Origin of the sequence: Halocella sp. SP3-1, from assembly GCF_003953885.1 — a bacterium.
Taxonomy (GTDB): Bacteria; Bacillota; Halanaerobiia; order Halanaerobiales; family DTU029; genus Iocasia; species Iocasia fonsfrigidae.
In genome coordinates, this window is record NZ_CP032760.1 from 1,921,452 (window position 1) to 1,944,598 (window position 23,147).

The 23,147-nt window shown below is 33.1% G+C and carries 20 protein-coding genes and 1 tRNA gene; 18 read left to right on the forward strand and 3 right to left on the reverse strand.

All coding sequences use genetic code 11. From position 1 onward, the window contains the following. Positions 1–22: 22 nt before the first annotated feature. Positions 23–1,477 (forward strand): glycine betaine uptake BCCT transporter, encoded by a 1,455-nt coding sequence (locus D7D81_RS09080; RefSeq protein ID WP_125989313.1) that lies wholly within the window; start codon positions 23–25, stop codon positions 1,475–1,477. An 8-nt stretch (positions 1,478–1,485) separates the two neighbouring features. On the opposite strand, the gene D7D81_RS09085 is transcribed toward D7D81_RS09080, so the two are convergent. Next, on the reverse strand, positions 1,486–2,151 hold the full coding sequence (locus D7D81_RS09085; RefSeq protein WP_125989315.1) for a TetR/AcrR family transcriptional regulator: 666 nt from the start codon (positions 2,149–2,151) through the stop codon (positions 1,486–1,488). Between the two features lie 149 nt (positions 2,152–2,300). Here D7D81_RS09085 and trxB point away from each other — a divergent pair, with 149 nt between their 5' ends. The 9 genes from trxB (at position 2,301) to D7D81_RS09130 (ending at position 10,953) form a co-directional block, all read left to right on the forward strand. After that, on the forward strand, positions 2,301–3,503 hold the full coding sequence (gene trxB / locus D7D81_RS09090; RefSeq protein WP_125989317.1) for a thioredoxin-disulfide reductase: 1,203 nt from the start codon (positions 2,301–2,303) through the stop codon (positions 3,501–3,503). Between the two features lie 29 nt (positions 3,504–3,532). Further along, entirely contained in the window at positions 3,533–3,850 is a 318-nt protein-coding gene (gene trxA / locus D7D81_RS09095; protein WP_125989319.1) for a thioredoxin TrxA, read from the forward strand. Between the two features lie 50 nt (positions 3,851–3,900). Continuing rightward, positions 3,901–5,436, forward strand: a complete 1,536-nt coding sequence (gene grdC, locus D7D81_RS09100; protein WP_125989321.1) for a glycine/sarcosine/betaine reductase complex component C subunit beta — start codon at positions 3,901–3,903, stop codon at positions 5,434–5,436. A gap of 16 nt (positions 5,437–5,452) precedes the next feature. After that, positions 5,453–6,637: a glycine/sarcosine/betaine reductase complex component C subunit alpha gene (gene grdD, locus D7D81_RS09105; RefSeq protein WP_125989323.1), complete on the forward strand. Its 1,185-nt coding sequence runs from the start codon at positions 5,453–5,455 to the stop codon at positions 6,635–6,637. 143 nt (positions 6,638–6,780) lie between these two features. Next, positions 6,781–6,879 (forward strand) — tRNA-Sec (locus D7D81_RS09110). A 735-nt stretch (positions 6,880–7,614) separates the two neighbouring features. Beyond that, a complete protein-coding gene (locus D7D81_RS09115; RefSeq protein WP_125989324.1) occupies positions 7,615–8,091 on the forward strand; it encodes a ferritin-like domain-containing protein in 477 nt (158 codons plus the stop codon). Between the two features lie 20 nt (positions 8,092–8,111). Continuing rightward, complete coding sequence (locus D7D81_RS09120; RefSeq protein ID WP_164522187.1) at positions 8,112–8,333, forward strand: hypothetical protein; 222 nt, start codon at positions 8,112–8,114, stop codon at positions 8,331–8,333. 145 nt (positions 8,334–8,478) lie between these two features. Next, complete coding sequence (gene gloA / locus D7D81_RS09125; protein WP_125989328.1) at positions 8,479–8,853, forward strand: lactoylglutathione lyase; 375 nt, start codon at positions 8,479–8,481, stop codon at positions 8,851–8,853. 231 nt (positions 8,854–9,084) lie between these two features. Further along, positions 9,085–10,953: an ATP-binding cassette domain-containing protein gene (locus tag D7D81_RS09130; protein ID WP_125989330.1), complete on the forward strand. Its 1,869-nt coding sequence runs from the start codon at positions 9,085–9,087 to the stop codon at positions 10,951–10,953. Between the two features lie 292 nt (positions 10,954–11,245). Here D7D81_RS09130 and D7D81_RS09135 read toward each other — a convergent pair whose 3' ends face one another. Beyond that, entirely contained in the window at positions 11,246–12,682 is a 1,437-nt protein-coding gene (locus D7D81_RS09135) for a DDE-type integrase/transposase/recombinase (protein ID WP_125986144.1), read from the reverse strand. Between the two features lie 174 nt (positions 12,683–12,856). On the opposite strand from D7D81_RS09135, the gene D7D81_RS09140 reads away from it, so the two are divergent. From D7D81_RS09140 to D7D81_RS09165, 6 genes are all read left to right on the forward strand, one after another. Further along, positions 12,857–13,456: an ANTAR domain-containing response regulator gene (locus tag D7D81_RS09140; protein WP_125989332.1), complete on the forward strand. Its 600-nt coding sequence runs from the start codon at positions 12,857–12,859 to the stop codon at positions 13,454–13,456. A 384-nt stretch (positions 13,457–13,840) separates the two neighbouring features. After that, complete coding sequence (locus D7D81_RS09145; protein ID WP_164522188.1) at positions 13,841–14,809, forward strand: substrate-binding domain-containing protein; 969 nt, start codon at positions 13,841–13,843, stop codon at positions 14,807–14,809. A gap of 87 nt (positions 14,810–14,896) precedes the next feature. Continuing rightward, positions 14,897–16,375, forward strand: a complete 1,479-nt coding sequence (locus D7D81_RS09150; RefSeq protein ID WP_205739400.1) for a sugar ABC transporter ATP-binding protein — start codon at positions 14,897–14,899, stop codon at positions 16,373–16,375. 16 nt (positions 16,376–16,391) lie between these two features. Continuing rightward, entirely contained in the window at positions 16,392–17,363 is a 972-nt protein-coding gene (locus D7D81_RS09155) for an ABC transporter permease (protein WP_125989336.1), read from the forward strand. A 22-nt stretch (positions 17,364–17,385) separates the two neighbouring features. Beyond that, positions 17,386–18,213 carry a transketolase gene (locus D7D81_RS09160; RefSeq protein ID WP_125989338.1) on the forward strand — a complete coding sequence of 276 codons (828 nt, stop codon included), beginning with the start codon at positions 17,386–17,388 and terminating at the stop codon, positions 18,211–18,213. Further along, the gene (locus D7D81_RS09165) at positions 18,206–19,153 is read left to right on the forward strand and encodes a transketolase family protein (RefSeq protein ID WP_125989340.1); all 948 of its coding nucleotides are present in this window, start codon (positions 18,206–18,208) and stop codon (positions 19,151–19,153) included. Before D7D81_RS09160 ends, D7D81_RS09165 begins: the two co-directional genes overlap by 8 nt. A 46-nt stretch (positions 19,154–19,199) precedes the next feature. Here the strand turns inward: D7D81_RS09165 and D7D81_RS09170 are convergent, their stop codons facing one another. Next, positions 19,200–19,601 (reverse strand): putative ABC transporter permease, encoded by a 402-nt coding sequence (locus D7D81_RS09170; protein ID WP_125989342.1) that lies wholly within the window; start codon positions 19,599–19,601, stop codon positions 19,200–19,202. A gap of 143 nt (positions 19,602–19,744) precedes the next feature. Between D7D81_RS09170 and thrC the strand changes: the two genes are divergently transcribed. Beyond that, a complete protein-coding gene (gene thrC / locus D7D81_RS09175; RefSeq protein ID WP_125992041.1) occupies positions 19,745–21,241 on the forward strand; it encodes a threonine synthase in 1,497 nt (498 codons plus the stop codon). 447 nt (positions 21,242–21,688) lie between these two features. Beyond that, positions 21,689–22,825: a M48 family metallopeptidase gene (locus D7D81_RS09180; protein WP_125989344.1), complete on the forward strand. Its 1,137-nt coding sequence runs from the start codon at positions 21,689–21,691 to the stop codon at positions 22,823–22,825. Positions 22,826–23,147: the final 322 nt, after the last annotated feature.

The following is a 23,147-nucleotide window of genomic DNA, read 5'->3' on the forward strand; positions in this document are numbered from 1 at the left end:
CATTCAATTCGTGGGGTGCATAATGAGTAAAAATAGTGTATTTTATATTTCTCTTGTATTTGTTTTTGCAATTGTTATCTGGGGCCTATTTATGCCGGGAAACTTCAGTAATATTGCTAGTAATATCTATAACTATTTAGTGGGTAACTTTGGCTGGTTTTATCTTATATCCATGAGTTCGTTTGTGATTTTTTCCATCTGGATTGCCTTCAGTAAATATGGGAAGATAAAACTGGGTAAACCTGATGAAGAGCCTGAATATAGCACAATATCCTGGTTTGCGATGTTGTTTAGTGCAGGTATGGGAGTAGGACTGGTATTCTGGGGTGTTGCCGAACCACTGAATCACTTTGTAAATCCTCTTGGTATACAAGGGGGTACACAGGCTGCAGCTGAGTTTGCTATTCAAAAATCATTTTTTCATTGGGGTTTACACCCCTGGGCCAATTATGCTGTTTTTGCTCTTGCTTTAGCATATATGCAATTTAGAAAAGATAAGCCCGGGTTAATAAGCAGTATATTTATTCCCTTAATTGGAGAAGAAAAAGTGAGAGGTCCTATAGGGAAGTTTGTTGATATTTTAGGGATTTTTGCTACAGTTGCCGGAGTTGCTGCTTCACTGGGAATGGCAACATTACAAATGACCAGTGGTTTTAATTATTTATTTGGAACCCCGGAAACTAATACAGTAAGGCTAATTATAATTGGGGTAATAACTATTTTGTTTTTAGTTTGTACAGTAACTGGTTTAGATAAAGGGATCAAGTTTCTTTCAAATGCTAATATTGCCCTGGCATCAGTTTTAATGTTTTTGGCTTTAATTATAGGGCCTACTGTTTTAATAATTAATAATTTGAGCAACGGATTTGGTCAATATATGAGTAGTTTAGTTGCAGATAGTTTTAGAATAACAGATGATCCCTGGTATGGAGGGTGGACAATATTTTACTGGGCCTGGTGGATTGCCTGGGCACCTTTTGTAGGTACTTTTATTGCCCGGATATCCAGAGGTAGGACTATAAAGGAGTTTATTGGTGGTGTTCTAGCTGCTCCAACTCTGGCTTCTTTTATCTGGTTTTCAATCTTTGGTACTCTGGGTATAGAAACAGAATTTGCTATAGCAGAAACTGCAATTCAAAAAACATCTACTGCCTTTTTTGTAATAATGGAGCAATATCCCATTGGTAGTATAATTTCTTTAATCGCAGTTGTATTACTAGCAACCTTTTTTGTAACATCTGCTAATTCAGCAACTTTTGTATTAGGGATACTGTCTTCTAATGGTAATTTGGAACCTACAGCTAGAAGGAAAGTAATCTGGGGTTTAATACAATCAGGACTGGCTGTTGCTTTAATGCTTTCTGGAGGTTTAAGCATGTTGCAAACTGCATCTATTGTAGCAGCATTTCCTTTTGCCTTTGTAATGTTATTTGGCATGGTATCACTGGTTAAGGCTTTGCGAATGGAAAATATATAATAATTTGATTATTTGTTGATTGCATTGCTTATGATTGTTCTTATAAGGTCGGTTATTTTTGCAACAGCATCTTCTTTATCGTAATTAACACGTTTATTGATCGTTAAAGTCAACATACCGTAGTATATATATGTAATCATGCTATTAACTTCTTCTGCCTTTTCTTTTGATATTAAGTTTTTCTCAATTAAAGGGGCAGAAGCAAGGGAGGCTCTACGTGAAAGGTCAGGGTCTAGCAACATTGTAACAAGGTACTCAGGTGGTGAACCCAGTTTTTCTGGAAATATTTCAAAATACTTTTTCATTAATTTTTCCAGATCATCGCCAACTTTATCAGCAAAAATAGCATAATAAATTCCAGGATTTTCAAAAGTATAATAGCAAAAACATTCCCACATGAGGATGAAATGTTCCACTTCATCTTTGGCTTTAGAAATATATTCTGGCATAGCCTGGGTATATTCACTTAAAAAATCCAGAGATGCAAAAAAGATTAATTGTTTAAGGTTATCGAAATAATTATATATTGTTGCATTATGATAACCGGCTTTTTTTGCAACATTGCGTATAGTAACATTTTCTATGCCTTTTTCTTCTATAATATCTCGGGCTCCCTGGATAAAGTAGTTTAAGATTCGTTTTTTCTTTGTATTATTGCTGTCAATATCAATCATTAGTAACCACCTTTTTCAAATTATAGTTAGTTTGAATTAAGAATATAATATATTTTAGTTAATTTCAAGGATTTTTAGTATTTAAAAGGTGGTATCATAAAAATTTCATCATAGTAAGGAAAAGTTTTTGGAAAAGGAGGAACTGATAAATGGATAAATATGATCTAGTAATTATAGGGGGAGGACCAGCCGGAATGGCGGCAGCACTTTATGGTTCCCGTTCAAGACTTAATACTATGGTTCTGGAGGCCAAAAGAAAAACAGGTGGCCAGCCGTCTACCTATCATGATATGGAAAATTATCCAGGTGTGCCGGAGACAACTGCTTCAGAACTAATGGATAATTTCCGTACACATGCTGAAAAATTTGGGACTGAATTCAAACGGGGAGAAGTTGTTAATGTAGCTGTTGATGGATTAGAAAAAATTATTAAAACTAAAGAAGGACAGGAATATACAGCCAAAAGTATAATTATAGCTACAGGTGCTAAACCCAGAAGATTAGGTATTAAAGGTGAAGAAGAGTTTAAAGGTAAAGGAGTCTCATATTGTGCAACCTGTGATGCTGATATTTTTGAAGACCTGGATATAGTTGTTGTTGGTAATGGTAATTCAGCAGTTGAGGAATCAATTTATCTAACAAAATTTGTTAATAAACTAACCATGATTGTTATTCATGATGAAGGTGTCATGGATGCTGAAAAAATACTGCAGGAAAAAGCTATGAATAATGAAAAAATTAATTTCGTCTGGAATTCTGTGGTAGAAGAAATTAAGGGTGAAGGTTTAGTTGAAAAGGCAGTCGTAAAAAATATTAAAACCAATGAATTAAGTGAAATTGACTGTAATGGGGTTTTCTTTTTTGTGGGGAGGGTTCCCAGTACTGATTTTCTGGAAGACACAGTAGAGTTGACTGAGAATGGGTATATAAAAACAAACAATGAAGTTGAAACTAATGTTCCCGGTGTTTTTGCTGCCGGAGATGTAAGAGACAAGGTAATACGCCAGGTAATTACAGCTGCCGGGGATGGAGCTACAGCGGCTGTACTGGCTCAGGGATATATTGAAGAAGAAGATTATTGGCAAAATAATGTTTTGAAATCTGATAATCCTGTAATTGTTGCTTTCTGGAGTGTAACGGACAAAAATAGTATGGATACAATTAGTAAATTAGAAGAAATGAATTTAGAAGATAAAGATTACCGTTTTGTAAAGATAGATACCTATAAAAATAGATTAATATCCAGTCGTTATAATATTAAAGAGATACCGGCTGTTATAAAACTGGTTAATGGTAAGGTTGAAGAGAGACTGGTTAATCCATCAACAGAAAAAATTGAAAAATCAATTTAAATTTAAAATAATAAAAGAGGTGAAAATTAATGGTTAAACTAACAAAAGAAAATTTTGAAGAAGAGGTTTTAAATTCGGAGGGGATTGTACTGGTTGATTTCTGGAGTGAGAGTTGTGATCTGTGTCTGGAAATAATGCCTGGTGTAGAAAAATTAGCTGAAAAATATAGTGATAATGTCAAATTTACAAAGCTAAATATTAAAGGGAATAGAAGATTAGCAATGGGACAGAAAGTTATGGGCTTGCCTTCAATATTAATATATGTAGATGGAGAGAAAAAAGTCCATTTGAGCGGTGAAGATTTGGAAGTTGAAGCTATTGAAGCAGAACTTAAAAAAGTACTTTAAATATATAAAGCTCTTTGCTCATCTCAGTGAAAGAATTGGAGGTTGATATTATGAATTATCCAGTAATTAAAGGTTCCAGTTATATTCTTGTTCATACTCCCAATATTTTAAAACAGGGTGGTTCTACCCAGACAACAACAAGGGCTAAAAACCCAGATGATGAGTATTTAACTCAAATTGATAATAATTTACGTAAATTTGATGATTTCGTTGCATATGCTCCGAATCAAGTATATATTGGGAATATTACTCCTGATAAACTGGAGGAAATTGATACACCCTGGTATAGTAAAGAAAATTTACTTGCCACTAATAGATATGGTGAACTGGGAGAAATAATGCCGGAAGATGAGTTTTTTATTTTGTTGAAGTATGTTGATGTATTTGATCTGGTCATTTTAAGTGAAGAATTTAGCAAAAATGCAAAAGGATTAATAGAAGACCATCCTATATTAAGTGAAATGGATATTGAATTAGGTAGCGGTGAACCGATTGAAAATATTAATAAATATATTGAAGAGCATGCAGAACCTCTTTATTTAGGAGATAAACTGGCTGGATGTATTAAGCAGGCCCATAAATCAGATATTAATTTGAGTTCTCATGTAATACTAGAAAATTTAGTTAGTAAAGCATCAGCTGTACTGGCTTTGAAAAACCTTGCCTATAAAAATGATATTGACTTAACTGAAGTAGATTATATACTGGAGTGTTCTGAAGAGGCATGTGGTGATATTAATCAGAGAGGTGGTGGCAACTTTGCCAAGTCAATCGGCGAAATGGCTGGATGTACAAATGCTACCGGATCTGATGTTAGAAGCTTTTGTGCCGGGCCTGCACATGCAATGGTAAATGCAGCTGCACTGGTTAAATCAGAGATTTGTGAAAATGTAGTAGTAGTTGCAGGAGGATCTGTCGCAAAACTAGGAATGAATGGTAAGGATCATGTAAAAAACAATATACCAATTTTAGAAGATGGACTTGGTGGTTTTGCTATTTTAGTTTCTAAAAATGATGGTGTAAATCCTGTAATAAGGACTGATATAGTTGGAAGACATAGTGTTGGTACAGGTTCATCACCACAGGCTGTAATTAGTTCCCTGGTAACAGATCCTCTGGAAAAAAACGGTATTAGCATTAAAGATATTGATAAATATTCTGTTGAAATGCAGAATCCAGAGATTACCAAACCAGCGGGTGCGGGAAATGTACCGGAAGCTAATTATAAAATGATTGCTGCCTTAGGAGTTAAAAAAGGAGAACTGGAGAGAAAAGAGTTAATGGATTTTGTCAATAGTCATGGTATGCCGGGTTTTGCACCGACACAGGGTCATATTCCTTCAGGAGTGCCTTTTATAGGTCATGCGCGCCAATTGATGAGTGAAGGGAAATTAAACAGAGCAATGATTATTGGTAAAGGCAGTCTCTTCTTGGGTAGAATGACAAATCTTTTTGATGGTGTTTCTTTTGTTATCGAAAAGAATTCTGGTAAGATTAATGAAAATGAAAATATTAATGATAAAGAAATAAAGAATATGATTGCAGAAGCAATGCGAGATATAGCAGAAAATATGATTACCGAGTAAAGTGAGGTGATGACATATGGCAAATGAAACAAAGAAAAGGATAGCTAATATTTTTACTGAACTTGCTGATGCCATTGAAACTGGACAGTTTGGAGATAAACCGCGAATTGCTTTAACTCTTCCTGGTAGTGAACATGGTTCACAGGAGTTAGTTAAAGGTGCAGAGATAGCAGTAGAAAAATATCCTAATATTGATGTAGTACTTCTGGGGTCTGGTGTAGAAACAGATTTAGAATTGATAGATTGTAAAACACTTGCAGAGGCTCATGATCGTATGGATGAAATGCTCACAAATGGAGATGTCGCTGGGGCAGTCACACTTCACTATAGCTTTCCTATAGGTGTTTCTACTGTAGGTAAAGTTATTACACCTGCGGTAGGGAAAGAAATGCTTTTATCTACAACTACTGGGACATCGGCCACTAAACGTGTTGCGTCAATGGTAAAAAATGCTGCTTATGGGCTGGCTGTTGCCAGAGCACTGGGTGAAAAAAAACCATCACTGGGAATTTTAAATATAGAAGGAGCAAGACTGGTAGAACAAAAGTTGCTTCAGCTTGATGAAAATGGTTATAGTATTAATTTTGCAGAATCAGCCCGTAAAGATGGTGGAGCAGTAATGCGGGGGAATGACCTTTTACTGGGGACACCTGATATTATGGTTACTGATACACTTACAGGTAATATGTTAATGAAGATGTTTTCTGCTTTTACTACTGGTGGAGGATATGAAGCCAGTGGTTATGGTTATGGTCCGGGAGTTGGCGAAAACTTTGATAAATTAATATGTATTATCTCCCGTGCTTCAGGTGCTCCTGTAATTGCTAATGCAATGAAGTTTGCTGCTGATGCAGCCAGAGGGGATTTAAAAGGAAAAATTGCTCAAGAATTAAAGAAAGCTCGGAAAGCTGGTTTAGATAAAATCCTGAATGAACTGGAAGATAAAAAGAAAAATAAAGATACAAAAGATAATATTATAGCCCCTCCAGTAAAAACAGTTACCGAGGAAATACCTGGAATTGATATTTTAAATATGGACGAAGCTAAAAACAGTCTCTGGCAGGAAGATATATATGCTGAAACTGGTATGGGGTGTACAGGTCCAGTTATTTTAGTTGCTGAAGAAGATGTTGACAGGGCAAGAGAGATTTTAAGAGTTGGTAATTATATTTCTAAAACAGGGTCTGGTGGAACCTGTTAGCTGTATAATATTAATTAACCGGGGGCTGGAAGAAAGCTAGCCCCTGGTTAAACTTTCAGTAAAAAATAGTTGTTAAATAAAACTGGAAATTTTAAAAGGTTTACATCTTTAATGAAATGTATTATGATAAGATAAGAAATTGAGGGAGTGGCTGTATCCATGGTGGATGCCCCGGACTTCAAATCCGGTGGGAGGACGGTGAACCGGTCTCTGGTGGGTTCGATTCCCACACATTCCCGCCATTGATAAAGTGAAACTTCAATCAGTATGGGGTTTTCTTTATCCCCACTTACCCTTACATTAAATAATTAAACTTTCTGAATATATTATTTTAGTAGTTTTTATCCCGGTATAACCCTCCGTAAGCCCCCCCACTTCAACATGATGTGTTATGTTTTGAATATTGAATTTATATTATATGCAAGAATTTCTGTACAGTTGGTACAGAATTTTTTTGATGTCCAGAAAACAATACCCAATTATAGTTCGTATAAATCATTTTGTAAAAGGGTTTTTAATGATAATCTATAATATTATATAATAAGGGTATTGCTGAAATTTAAAATAATTTATAATATTTGGTAGAAGTAAAACGGGAGTAAACTTTAGCTATTATTATATTGACTAGATTAAATTTTTAGGGGGATAGGAAGAATACAGGCATACTAAATAATTTAAAATGAAATATAATAATGAAATCAAAATTCAACAGGGATTAAAGAGATATAAATGTTTGAGAATGGCATTTCTTAAGCCTTATTTTACCTATGGACTGTCGAATTTGGATATAAGGCTTTAAAATTAACAGGCCGGCAGGATTTAATTGGGTATCACCAAAAGGCTTTAATCAGACCTAAAAAAGGTAAATGACCTGGTTTTTGAGAGGATTATTTTTATTATTTGGGTATAATATATAGTATTAATAATTCAAGCAATATAGTTTGCATGTATTTATAAACCAGAAGGGGTCTATAATCTTGAATGATAAAGTTTTACTTAGATGGTTAAACTGGTTCTATACTTTAGAGATGGGACAAATTGACCTGTATGTTAATCAAGCCAAACAAAGTAATGATGATTATATTAAACATGTCCTCTTAAAAATAGCAGAAATAGAGTTGAACCATGCCCGGATGTTTAAAGATATTATAATCAGATTAGGGAGTAAACCCTTAAAAATTGATAGTCTGCTCTCATATATAACAGGATTACTACCTGGCAAGCTTACACCACTCTTTGGTACGGTAAACTTTTTTTATTATAATTATGTAATTGAAACTATGGCCATCTATGATTATAAGAATCTAATAAAAAAAATAGAACCTGATTCTGTACTGCATTGTGATCTGCTGGATATTTTAACAAATAATCTGGTTGAAGAGGATATTCATCGCAGCTGGTTTAAAGATAGAAGGGAATCTTTACAGAGGATAAAAAAGAAACAAAAAAAATAAAGAAACAGGTGATTTATAAAATGGGTGATTGTTTAAATTGTAATGCCTCATGTCAGGCAAAGGAAATCTTAACAAAGGTATATTTTAACCTTGATAAGGAATCTGATTATACAGAGAAAAAAGAAACACTACTGGATATTTCCGGGGTTGAAGATGTGGAATTAACACAGGAAACAATGATTGTTTTATTTGATGACCGGCTTATTGCCCCGGAAAAAATAGCAGGTTTTATTGAAGAATAGTTTTATTGAAGAATAGTTTTATTGGCTAGTGAGATATTAATTTGAAAAATGCCTCTAAAAAGCAGGAATATGGAAATATATTTAGAAAATGTATTATATAGATTTAATATAGTTCCATCTAATCTTTATAAGGGGGAATTAAGTAATGGGTTATAAGTTTGTTCATTCATGTATCAGGGTGATGGATTTAGAAGCGTCTATTGAGTTTTATCAAAATGCCTTGGGGTTAAAGGAATCCAGGAGAAAAGAGTTTAGTGATTTTACCCTGGTTTATCTTAAGGCAGATGAAGGTGACTTTGAATTAGAGCTTACCTATAATCATGACCAGAAAGAACCCTATATAATAGGTAATGGGTATAGTCATATAGCTTTAACAGTTGATGATTTACAGAAATCATATAAGAAGCATCAGGATATGGGTTATAAAGTAGGGGAAATTACAAGTCTTAGTGAGGGTTCAAATGCTTATTACTTTATAACTGACCCAGATGGTTATGATATTGAAATTATTCAGGGCTAAGTTTAAAATCCTCCGGGTTAAAAATGCCGGGGGACTTTTTTGAATTACTCTATTAATATTACTCTATTTGATACTCTTTAGGCTAGTAATTTAGTTGATTATATGGTATTATAATTTTTTAAAGTAATATATCATATTTTATATTTTTATGTAGAAATGTGTAAATACCTTCATTTTTATTAATTCTTTTGTTTAAATTTTCTTATTTGTAGTACAAATAGGAGTGAGTTTATGAATGAAGTTATATTTGAGATAAAGGGTTTATCAGGAACAAATCAGGATGGTTACTCACTAAAAAAAATAGATTTTGACTTAGTGAAAGGGGAAGTACATGCTTTAGTTGGAGAAAAAGGTATGGGTAAAAAAGCCTTTTATGAACTTTTGTTGGGCTCCGGTGATTATGAGCAGGGTCAGATTTATATTAAAAATAAAAATATTACCTTACATTTAAATGAAGTGAAGAATAATAAGATATCTTATTTAAGTGATGATGTAGGATTAATTGATAATTTTACTGTAGCAGAAAATTTATTTTTGTTAAACTACCCTTCAAAAAAGTATTCTCCTTCAATCGATTGGAAAAAAATCAATAGAATGGCTAAGCAGCTATTTGACGAACTTAATGTGGAAATAGACTATAATAAAAAGGTTTATGAATTATCTAATGAAGAACAGAAAATAGTGGCTATTGCTAAGTTATATCTAATCAAACCTGAAGTTATCATAATGCATGAACCTACAGATAACTTAGGGGCTAAATCAATTATCTTATTATATAAAATAATTAATAAAATGAAAAAAAGAGGAGCCAGTATTATTTATGTAACCAATGAATGGGAAGAGGCCTTGAAAATTGCTGATCGAATATCGGTCCTATCTAGAGGGGTTATTGTTGGGACAATGGAAAGTAGTGAAGCTAAAGCCAATCCCCGAAAACTACTAAACTTAATCTCCGGCTGGAATAGAATGGAGAGTAAAAATGAAGACGTTGATCATTATAGTTTAGAGGTATTAAACGTTGTATTTAAAGCAGCAGAATTTCTTACTTCAAATTATGAGTTAGAGGATGTACTTAAATTTTTAGTCAATCATATTACTAAGGTTATGAACTCTGATAATTGTATAATATATTTAATAGATGAAGAAACAGATTCTGTAATAGATTATGTTGATTATAACAAATCTAAGGATATTGATGCCAAACTAAAAAGAAATGTTGTTATTGATATAATTAAAGAAAATGAGTCATACTATACTACTGATAATGATAGGGAATTTAAGGCCTATTTTACCAACCTCAAAAATATAAAGACAATTATTTGTGTTCCTGTCTTAATAAGGTCGCATATAACGGGGTTAATACAAATTTCTTACCGGGACTACTATGCCCATTCAGAAAAAGAGATAATGTATCTATCGACCTTTGCCAGACAGGTTGCTATTGCTATCGAAGATACCAGATTGATGGGTAATTCAGCCCTTCTGCAGGAAAGTCATCATCGTATAAAAAATAATTTACAGACTATTATAAGTCTTATAAAGTTACAGAAAAAATTTACAAAAAAAGATTCCTCAAAAACAATAGATGATATAATAAATGATATTATTTCCAGGATAAAGAGTATTGCTGCAGTACATGACCTCCTTTCTAGAGAAAAGCAGGGAAGAAGTATTATAAACTTCAAAGAGATAATAAAGATAATCACTAAATTTTATAATAATAACGAAAAAGTTAATATTAAATTAATATTAGATGATATTTTTATCCCCTATAATAAGGCTACAGCTATAGCATTAATAATAAATGAATTAATTAATAACTGTTATAAACATGCCTTTAAAAACCAAAATAAAGGGATTGTAAGGGTAAGCTGTAAAAATCAAAACAATAATATTGTTCTGCTTGTTAGTGATAATGGGCATGGATTACCAGAATCGTTTGATATAGATAATTTAAATAGTCTTGGAATTTCAATTGTCCAGTCAATTATTCTGAATGAATTTGAGGGTCAGATTGAGTTCAAAAATAATAATAATAAGGGTACTGTAGTTGAGATTATACTACCGGAGGATAAGCTGGCACTTACTAAATGGGAATGATATCATATTGGTAGTGTCAAAAAATCTATGAAAAAGTGATGTTGGAGACAGATTTTAGTCTTTTAAGTAATTTTTACTGGTTGGATCGTTGCATAACCCTTGACAAACACCATCCAAATGCTGCTGGTAAGTAGCCGAGGTTGAAGGGGATGGATATAAAGAGCATGGTAAATTAGCCAACCCTCGTACTTCAATTTTAGCATTTGTCTGGTTCGGTTTGTAAAGGGTTCGCTTCGCCAATGCTTAGATAAAGCTTTTAGCTGCCTCGGGTTCTGCTAAATAGATATAAAGATTAAGCAGAATGCTGTTGCTCGTAGAGTATATGCTCTTGAGCTAGTTCAATCAGCTTGCCCCATCTTGCAGGCATGTTAGGCAGATTAATAAGCTGAGGTACAGTTACAGGTACTTTTTTCTCTAGAGCTGAATGTGGTCTTAAGAAATTGAAGTATGCTGCAAAAAGGTTCACGTATGATACTGATCCTTTAGAAGACTTAAAACCACATCTTGATCTGTAGCTTTTTTTAAAAGTTCTATTGAGTCTTTCAATAATTTGTTTTAGAGGTCGATTTTCCTTTGAGACAGGGTCGTCATTAGTAAGGCCGAGAACCTGGGTGATATCAAAATTAATACCCTGTTGATAGAAATAATGTTTAGCCAGAAGATAGATAGGATTACCGTCAACTACGAAGTTGAGGTTATCAGGGATAGTATCCATCTTAGTAAGGACATCATTAATAGCTTTAATTGCAGAAGGTGTATCTCTATTAGGTGAGACATGGTAAGATAGAATAATCTTTTTCACAGCATCAAAGAAGAAGAAAATATACTGCCACTTGCCATAAACCTTAATGTAGGTTTCATCACCACAGAAAGAGTCAGAAAGCTCATAAGGATAATTATCTAAATAGGGTTTAACTAGATAACCAACTGAATCAGCATAGTTAATTACAGTTTGATGAGAGATATTAACATTATGAACATCTTCCATGATAGCAGCTACGTTGCGAGAAGAAAGACCATAATTAACATAGTAAGTAAGGATTAACCCCAGAGTATGTGGTGAAGAATGTATTCCTGAGATATCAACTTTAGGTAAATCTGGAGACTCCTTGCTCAATGGTTGAAAGTCAAAGTCAAATTCTCTGTAAATGTATCTAACTTTAAACTTATGGGGATATTTTTTAAAGTGTTTTTTCTCTTCTTTACTCATGGATCTAAGGTTTTTAAGATAAAAAGAGCAGTCATCATTCTTGCATTTGTAGATATAGAAATTCTTACGCTCTTTAATTTGTTCTAGAGTACGAGAGCAATGGGGACACCTAAAGATAACAGTTTTAGAAAAGCGATTTTTATCATTAAAATTAGTCTTACAAATTTTACAGAGATATTGACCACGACCACCAGTATTATCATAAAGATAAATATGTGGGGCACCACATCTTGGGCAGGTCATAGACTCAGGAACTTTGTATTTGGCGTTACGGCGTCTGACAGGTTTAAGAGGTTTACCATGTTCCTGTTCGTAAGCAATTATTAGTTTTTGGTAATCAAGCTTTTCCAGGACTTCAATAATGGGTAAATCATCAACTTGAAGATGATGATATTTCTTGCTGATGGGAATCTCATCTTTGGGCATGAAGTCTTTACTAACAAGTAAAGTCAAGAGATAGCAAATAATATGATATTGAATTTGAATATAAGTAAGTAAGACATTAATAATTTGTTTCAAAGTTTGTCACCGCCTTTTCTATTTGTGGTTTAAAAAGGTAAATAAGCAACCTAAATATACCTCAAAAAGAGGGGGGGTGACAAGTATTTAAGATCAAATCCCTACTATAATAGGGTTTTGACAATATATTTTAAAATATTTTTGACATTACGATCATATTAGGGGGGACATTTTATGAACAAAGATAATCATTTGAAAGTAGTAGTAGCAGAAGATGAATATATGGTTTTGATGGGTATTAAAGAAATGGTACAGGAATTAGGACATGAAATTATTGGTGAGGCTACTAATGGGAAAAAAGCAGTTGAAATAACATTAAAGGAAAAACCGGATTTATTAATTATAGATATTAATATGCCTGTTTTAGATGGTATAGATGCAATAAAAAAGATAAATGAGCTTTATCCCATGCCCAGTATTGTAGTAACCGGGTATTATAATAAGGAATTAATAGATAGAGCTAAAAAAGCCGGGGCTTTTAGTTATCTTGTAAAACCAATAGACGAAAAAGACTTACAACCTGCTATTGAAATGGCTAGTGCCAGGTTTGAAGAATTTCTAACATTGAGAAAAGAATTACAGGAAACACAGGCAGCCTTTGAAGCTAGAAAATATATTGAAAAGGCGAAGGGCATTTTGATGGATAAATATAATATAAAGGAAAGTCAGGCAATGAAAACCTTACAGAAAAAAAGCAGAAATAATAATAAAAAGCTAGTTGTAACTGCAAAAGAAATTATAAAAGCTGATAAATTATTGCAAATTGATGAATAAAAACTCGTATTTATCTGCAAATAGGATATAATCAATTTTATTGCTTGATAATAGAGATACTGTTGTTTGATATATTGATTATTTTACGATATAATAATTTTATAAAATTTAATATTTTTCTATGCTCATGAACGGCATAGGTATAATTAAAAGGTCATGGACGCCTTGTATTCTATTTTAATGAATACTGGGTGTCCATTTTTAATTTATAACAAATTTTACCAAAAAATTTGCCTATAATTGATATAAGAATATAAAGGGGGAAACTTTAAAAAATTGGAGGTGATATGGAAAAAGTTATAGGGGAAGCCCTATAGGTTCTTTGATATTTTACTGGAAAAGTAATAAGCGGTTAAAACTCAAATTTTAAAAGGAGTGATTTTTTTGTTAAAAAGCAAACGGTTTATTATTATCTTAGGAGTTATTTTAACTACGATATTTATTTCCACTTCAATTTTGGCAGCTGGGTTTAATCAGGAAGATTTATTAGAACCAGTAGATAAGACCCTTAAATTTGTCTTTATCCCTAAAGTTGTTCATCCCTGGTATGATGTTGTTAGAGCTGGTGCTGAAAAAGCCATCGAAGAGTTTGCAGACCAGGGGATTAAAATTGATCTGAAATGGGATGCACCACCAACTGCAGAAATAACTGCTCATATGAAAAAAATAGAAGCAAATATTAGTGCCCGTCCAGATGGAATGGCAATAGCAGTCTTAGACCCTGCCACTAATACTCAGGTTATTAATGATGCAGTAAATGCAGGATTAAATGTGGTTACTTTTGATACAGATGCACCTGATAGTCTAAGGGCTTGTTATATTGGACATGACAAAAATTTTGAAGATGGCTATGTACTTGGAGAATTTTTGGCCAAAAAAATAAATTATGAGGGTGAAGTAGCTATCCTGAGTGGTACATTAAGTGCACCAAATCATGTGGGGCGTGTAAATGGTTTTAAAGCTGCAATTGAACAGTATCCATATATAAAAATTGTAACTGAAAGACCTGATAATGATTCACTACAAAAGGCTATGGAATTAACTGAAAATATAATTCAAGCCTTCCCTAATATAGATGGTTTCTTTGGTTGTAATGCTACAAATCCTATAGGGGCAGCACGTGCTGTAGAAAATGCAGGTTTAGTAGGGAAAGTCCACATTGTTGGTATGGATGATCTGGATGAAACAATTCAATATGTCCAAAAAGGTGTTATTGATGCTGTTAAAATTCAACGTCAATGGGAAATTGGTTACTGGACTGTAAAATATTTGGTGGCAATGAATCAAAACCATACTATACCAGAGGAACACCCTACTGGTTCAAAAGTAATTACTGGTAGTGATTTAAACTAATTTTACTTTTATCTCATACCGGTCATATATGATCGGTATGAGATTATTATAAAGGGAAAGGAAGTGATTTCAATTAATAATGTAGTAATGGAAATCAAAAATATATCTAAATTTTTTCCAGGAGTTAAGGCTCTAAACAATGTAAGTATGACCCTTAAAAAAGGGGAGATACATGCTTTAATTGGTGAAAATGGAGCTGGTAAAAGCACTTTAATGAATATAATATTTGGCATGTTTCCTCCCGAAGATGGTAAAATATACTTGAGTAATAAAGAAGTTAAGATAGATAATCCGTTAACAGCTCAAACTTTAGGAATAGGAATAGTACCACAGGAATTAAATCTGGTTCCCTTCCTTTCAACAACTGAGAATATTCTTCTTGGTATGGAACCCTGTAAGATTGAAGGGTATATCCTGGACTGGAAGAAAATGAGGGGGAGAGCAGAGGATATACTTGATAAAATAGGTGAGGAGATAGAACTTAATATACCGGTTAAAGATTTGTCTGTAGCCCAGCAGCAAATAGTACAGATAGCAAGGGCACTTGCTTTTGATGCTAAAATATTAATTCTGGATGAACCAACTGCCAGTTTGACAATTAAAGAAACAGAGATGCTCTTTAATATAATTGATAATTTCACATCTAATGGTGGGTCTATATTTTATATATCACATAGATTAGAAGAAATTCTTGAAATTGCTGATAGAATAACTGTTTTAAGGGATGGAAATAAAATTAAGGAGTTGAACCCTCACAATACAACTAAGGATGAGATGGTAAAGTATATGGTCGGGCGGGAGGTTAAAACAACAAAAACCGAAAAATATTTTGGCTATGATAATAAAGAGATAGTTCTTGAAGTTGATAATCTTACTCGTAAAAATGAGTTTAATAATGTAAGTTTTAAGCTTTATAAAGGTGAGATACTTGGTATTGCCGGTTTAGTAGGGGCAGGGCGTACAGAATTAGTAAGCTGTATATTTGGTGTTACCAAACCTCAAGATGGAGAAGTAAGGATAAATGGAAAAAGGGTTGATCATAATCATACCTGGGAAGGTATAAAAAATGGTATTGGTTATGTTCCTGAAGAAAGAAGGGAACTTGCATTATTCCCAATATTAAATATTGCTGAGAATATGACTATGCCGGTTATTAATAATTTTACTAATAAAGGTATTATAAATAAAGTAAAAGAAATAAGTGTAGTTGAAGATTATATAAATAAAATGAGGATTAAAACACCGTCTTATAAACAGTTGATTAGAAATTTAAGTGGTGGTAATCAGCAAAAAGTTATTTTGTCTCGCTGGATGATGGCTGAGTCTAAAATATTAATTTTAGACGAACCAACAAGGGGTATAGATGTTAATGCCAAGGGTGAAATATATCAATTATTACACAGGTTAACTGAAGAAGGGATATCTATTATTTTTATTTCTTCTGAGATACAGGAAGTAATTGATGTTGCTGATAGAGTATTAATTATGCATGAAGGATTAGTAAAAGGAGAGGTTGAAAGCAATAAAACCTCCCAAGAAGAAATAATGAGTATTGCTTTAAGCTAAGGAGGGTTATTTGAAGATGGAATTAAAAAGACATAGTAATTTAACAAAAATAAAAGAATTGCTGCACTTTAAAGAAAGTGGTATATTGTTAGCCCTTATTATTATGAGTGCACTCTTAAGTATTACTACACCTAATTTTTTAAATCAGTATAACCTTGGTATAGTTGTTAGACAGGCATCATTTGTTGCACTTGTAGCCCTGGGGCAGACACTTGTTTTAATCACTGGTGGTATAGATTTATCTGTTGGTTCTATTGCTGGTTTGTCAAGTATTCTTGGTGCTATATTAATGACTAGTACTCCATTAAATCCGTATTTATGCACACTGCTTGCTGTGTTATGTGGTATGTTTTTTGGTATAATAAATGGGGTTTTTATAGCTAAAATAGGACTAAATCCTTTTATAGTAACCCTGGCAACCGGTGAAGCCTTTGCAGGTCTTATCTTAGTTATTACCAAGGGGTATCCTGTCTTAGGGATACCAACTTCTTTTAAATACCTTGGACAGGGAATGATTGGTCCTGTTCCTGTACCAGTAGTAATCTTATTAATTATATCATTAATTTTAATATATATTTTGAAGAATACACCTTTTGGGCGTTATATTTATTCTATTGGTGGAAATGAATCTGCTTCTAAATTAGTTGGTATTAAGGTTGACAAAATTAAAATTAGTGTTTACGCGATAGCAGGTGCTCTGGCTGCCCTGGCAGGAATAATATTTGTCAGCAGAGCAAATGCAGGCCAGGCTACAATTGGTGCAAGCTGGTTAATGCCGTCAGTTACTGCTGCTATTATTGGTGGTACTTCATTAAGTGGTGGGGAAGGTACAATTTTAGGCACTTTAATTGGAGCAATTTTAATGGGTGTTTTATCAAATGGTATTGTATTGTTAAACGTATCTTCTTATCTGGAGAGAGTCATAATAGGTCTGGTAGTATTAGTAGCGGTTATCATTGATTTAGTAAGAAAGCGTAACAGATCTTAATAATTAAAAGGGGAAGATTCTAATGGAAAATAGTCTATTATTAAAATCAATAGAGATAAGAAGGAGTTTATTAAAGACAATTTATAATGCAAATATGGGGCATACTGGATCATCCCTGTCAAATGTTGATATATTAGTAACATTATTCTATCAGGTTATGAATTATAAAGTAAAAGACCCTACCTGGGAAGAAAGAGATAGATTTATTTTAAGCAAAGGACATGGAGTAGAATCATATTATTGTATACTGGCTGACTTAGGTTATTTTCCAGAAAAAGAATTGGATACTTTTTGTCAGTTTAAAACCAGGCTTATAGGGCACCCCAATAATAAAGTGCCTGGTGTTGAGGTGAATACAGGTGCTTTAGGGCATGGACTATCAATTGCTGTTGGTATGGCACTGGCTGCTAAACTTGATAAAAAGGGTTATAGGGTATTTGTAGTAATGGGAGATGGTGAACAGGCTGAGGGTTCTATCTGGGAAGGAGCAATGGCTGCTTCTCATTATAAACTGGATAATTTAATAGGGATAATTGACCGTAATAGATTACAAATAACAGGTAACACAGAAGATATCATGTCTCTGGAGCCTTTTAAAGAAAAATGGCAGAGTTTTGGTTGGAAAGTAATTGAAGTAAACGGCCATGATATAGATGAATTACTAAAGGCATTTAATTCAACACCTAAAAAGAAAGATAAACCTACAATTATAATCGCCAACACCGTAAAAGGGAAAGGTGTTTCCTTTATGGAAAATAAAGCTGCCTGGCATCATAAAGTTCCAGATAAAATACAGCTGGAAAAGGCCTTGTTAGAATTGTCTTCTCAGGAAGGTGATTTAGGTGAATAAAATAGCAAATAAACAAATAATTTGTGATACCTTAATTAAAAGAGGGAAAGAGAATAGAGATATACTTGTTTTAACCAGTGATTCCAGGGGTTCTGCTTCAATGGCAAAGTTTGGGGAACAATTGCCTGAACAGTTAATAGAAGTAGGTATAGCTGAACAAAATATAGTAGGAATAGCAGCTGGACTGGCATCTTCTGGCAAGCTCCCTTTTATTGCTTCATATGCTGCATTTTTATCAATGAGGAGTATTGAACAGATAAAAGTTGATTTAGCCTATTCCAATACTAATGTCAAAGTGGTTGGGATAAGTGGTGGTTTAAGTTATGGACCATTAGGTATGTCACATCATGCTCTACAGGATATAGCTGTTATGATGGCAATACCTAATATGACTGTTATTCTTCCTGCAGACCGTTATGAAACCGAAAAAATGACAGATGAACTGTTAAAATATTGTGGTCCTGTTTATATCAGGGTTGGGAGAAATTCTGTCCCTAATATACATCAATCGGCTAATTTTGATTATGAAATAGGTAAAGCATTAACACTAACTGAAGGTGATGACTTAACAATTATAGCAACTGGTGAAACAGTAAAGTCAGCAGTGGATAGTAGTAAATTACTTAAAGAAAAAGGGATTAAAGCCAGGGTTTTAAATATGCATACCTTAAAACCCCTTGATGAAAAGGCAGTAATTAAGGCTGCTCAAGAAACAGCTTGTATCTTGACAGTAGAAGAGCATAGTATTTATGGTGGACTGGGGGCAGTTATAGCACAGACTGTTATTCAAAATTGTCCTGTCCCTATGAAGATGATTGCTATCCCTGATGAGCCAGCAATAGCCGGTCAACAGTTAGAGTTGTTTGAGTATTATGGTATATCTGCTGATAATATAGCAAGGGAAGCAGTTAATTTGTTAAACGATGTTAAGCAAAGTTAATGATTGTTGAAGAGCTCCCTTTGTTAAATCAAAGGGAGCTGACTATCTATATATTTATATTTGTGATGCTATCATGTAATTGTTCAAAGAGAAGACCTGTTATAAACCAGGCAGGAGTATAATCAAGACGAATAAAACCATTCAGGGAAAATGGAGTATTACTATAGTCCCAGGGACATAAACCAGTGGTTTCTTTAATGGCCCATCCTGTGATGTATTCGATAATAAAGATAATTAAAGTATAGATCCCCCCTCTTAATATGATCGGCCAATCCCTTATATAATTATGGACTGGTTCCAGGCTTATAGCAAGTCCATATATTGGAAACATCCAGAGATATGTCCAGCCCCTAAGTTTGATATCCCCCCTTAATAATGACCCCAGACCTGTCCAGAATATTTCGATACACCAGCCGCTAAAACCGTAAATTAAGAAACGTGTTATCATAATATTATCTTTTACCAATATATATTTTTTATCAAGAATTTAAAAATTTTTATATTAAACGAGAAATTTTGTTGTTTAAAAGTATAGTTAAGTTTGATATAATTAAGCAAAATGAGCAAATGAGTAGAGGGGATGTTATGGTTATGAAATATATTAGTACTAGGGGGAATTACCAGCCAGTAGAGGCTGCCCAGGCCATTAGACTGGGCATGGTACCTGCTGGTGGGTTGTTTGTACCAGAAAAGGTTCCTATTTTTAGCCAGGATACTATCTATAATATGAAGGATAATACTTATCAGGAGATAGCCTTAATGGTCTTAGAGGAGTTTCTAAGTGATTATCAGGAATCTGAATTAGAGGATTGTATTAGAAAAGCATATAATGAAAAAAATTTCACCTCTGATGGTATGGCTCCGGTGCTTAATTTGGATGATAATATATATATTATGGAATTGTGGCATGGACCAACAGCTGCTTTTAAAGACATGGCTTTACAGTTAATGCCTCATCTTCTACTTAAAGCCCTCCAGAAAGCAGAATTCAGTAAAGAAGTAGTTATTCTGGTTGCCACTTCTGGTGATACAGGGAAAGCAGCCCTGGAGGGTTTTAAAGATATTCCCGGTATCAGAATTATTGTATTTTATCCAGCAAAAGGGGTTAGTAAAATACAGGAGGCTCAGATGACGACAACTACCGGTAGTAATACCTATGTTGTTGCTGTTGAAGGTAATTTTGATGAGTGCCAGAATAGTGTTAAAGAGATATTTGCTGATAGGGATTTTAATTCCTTAATAAGTAGGCAGGGTTATCAATTTTCTTCGGCAAACTCTATAAACTGGGGACGGCTTGTGCCGCAGATAATATATTATTTTGCTGCATATGCCTCTTTATTAAGAGATGATGTAATAAGTAAGGGTCAAAAGATAGATATAACAGTACCTACTGGTAATTTTGGTAATATCCTGGCTGCATATTATGCCTATAGGATGGGTCTGCCTGTCCATAAATTTGTCTGTGCTTCAAATGATAATAAAATACTCACTGATTTTTTAAGAACAGGTGAGTATAATCTTGAACGTGATTTCATAAAAACAATCAGTCCTTCGATGGATATATTGATTTCATCAAACCTCGAACGTTTTCTTTTTGAAATAACTAGACATAATTCAGATAAAATAAATAAATGGTATGATGATTTAAAGAATAAGGGTTGTTTTAAGATAGATGATCCTACGAGAAAAAAGATAGCAGGGATTTTTGTAGGAGAATATGCCAGTGAAACTGAAACAAAAAATACTATTAAAAAGGTATTTAGGGATTATAATTACCTTGTAGATACACATACAGCAGTTGGGATCAGAGTCTATCAAAAGTATAGACAAAATTTAGCTGAGGATATCCCAGTAATTATTGATTCAACTGCTAATCCCTATAAGTTTAGTATGGCTGTTCTGGATTCACTGGAAACAGGTATTAATGCTGTGAATGAATTTGCCATACTGGATACTTTAAACAAAATTAGTGGGCAGGATATACACCGTGCTTTAAAGGATTTAGATAAACAGGAGATTAAACATCATAGGAACTGTAATACTTCTAAAATTAGGAAAGAAATTAAGGATATTTTAAATATAAATTAACTGTATATCAAAATATAAAAATAGACCAGTAAATTATAACTGGTCTATTGTTTTTTTAATTGCTTGAAATTGTATTTTTTTTACTTTAATTTTCTAAAAAGCACCGCAGCAGCAGCAGATTACAAGAATAATAAGAATTAAGCATAAGCAGTTGTTGTCTTTAAAGTCGCCCATATGTACACCTCCTTTTATCAATATGCATTTGTTAGATTATAAGTTTTATTAATCAGTATTACCTAAAAGCAGCAGGATTAAGATTAGAAAGAGAATGAAAGCACAATCATTGTAACAAACACTCATTGACTTTGCTGACCTCCTTTTTTTTGTTAATATAATGTATGATATTAATCCTCAAGTAGTGAATAATTTTTCTGATTTCTTGCCAAAATTAATTGCCTAGGTATATAATTATAGAAGAATATATTTTTTTATTAGGTGGTATTAAAGATGACTAAATTAAAGGATATTTATGATTCAAAAAGAAGGAAGCTTGCTGAAGAATATAACAGGAAAAAAGATAGGAATGATGTATTACTCCTGGTGGGAAATCTTTTGTTCTGGATATTATTTTTTGTTTTTTCACTGGAGATAAAGATTTATAATTTTGTTTCTGTTTTTACTGATAGTATTGTTATAAATTTAGTTGTATATTTAGGCATTATTTTGTTTTTTTATGAATTGTACTCACTGTTAATAGCTTATTATTTGTCCTATTGTTTAAATAAGGGATATAGACTTATTAAGCAATCAGTAAAGGGATGGATTATTGATGACTTAAAGGGTTTAATTTTGAATATTATTGTTGTTTCGGTGGGGGGAGGTTTTTTTCTCTATTTAACAGCTAATTATCCAGAGAAGTGGTGGATTTTCTTTGCTCTGGGGTGTATTATGTTTCTCTTGATTGTAACTTTTTTATTTCCTATTGTTTTACTCCCTCTGTTTTTCAAACTGGAACCATATCCAGCAGGGGAGTTAAAAGAGAGAATAAAGGATTTTATAGAAGATATTGGGTTAGAAATAGATGAGATATACCAAATCAATCTCAGTAGTAAGCTTAATTATGCCAATGCAGCGGTGATAGGTTTGGGAAGTACCAGGAAGATAATTCTGGGTGATAATCTTCTTGATAATTATAGTAGTGATGAAATTGAAGCCATTTTAGCACATGAATTGGGGCATCACGTGCATCAAGATATTTTTAAAAATATCTTGATACAAACATTATTTATCCTATTATTATCTTACATTATGTATAATCTATGGCCTTTAGTATTTACCTGGGTTGGCTATAAAAATATGTATGCTGTATATACCCTGCCTTTAATTTTAATAGTGTTCTTATTATTGTCCTGGCTTTTTTCACCTATTTCACTCTATTTCAGCAGGAAATTTGAAAGGGCAGCTGATGGTTTTGCTTTAAAAAAAATACCCAATCCCCGATATTTTGCTTCAGCCATGGCTAAATTGGCTGATACAAGTTTGTCAGCTTTAGAATATAATAAATATAAACTTATTTTTAAGGCCTCACATCCTCCGATAGGTGAAAGGATTGACCGGGCACTTGACTGTGGTGCGGAGGATTGATTTATAATATAATTTATTTTTTTATTAAATTCTCAAAATAAAATATTTACTAAGAATGTGTGCATTTTTTTGCACACTTTTTTTAGTATAAAAATTGTGTTTCTATAATTAATGAAGAAAAAACTGTAAATCAAAATAGAAAGTTATTTGCTAAACTCTATTGAATTAAATAGTTTAATAAAAAAGCAAAATTTTGGGGGAGGATTATGGCATTTATTGTTGAAAAACATAAAATACCAGGTTAGTAAAACGGGAGAAAATGTTTTTAAAATTGAATTTTGAAAATTATTTTTTTTCAGTATTTCTGATATAACAACAGTTT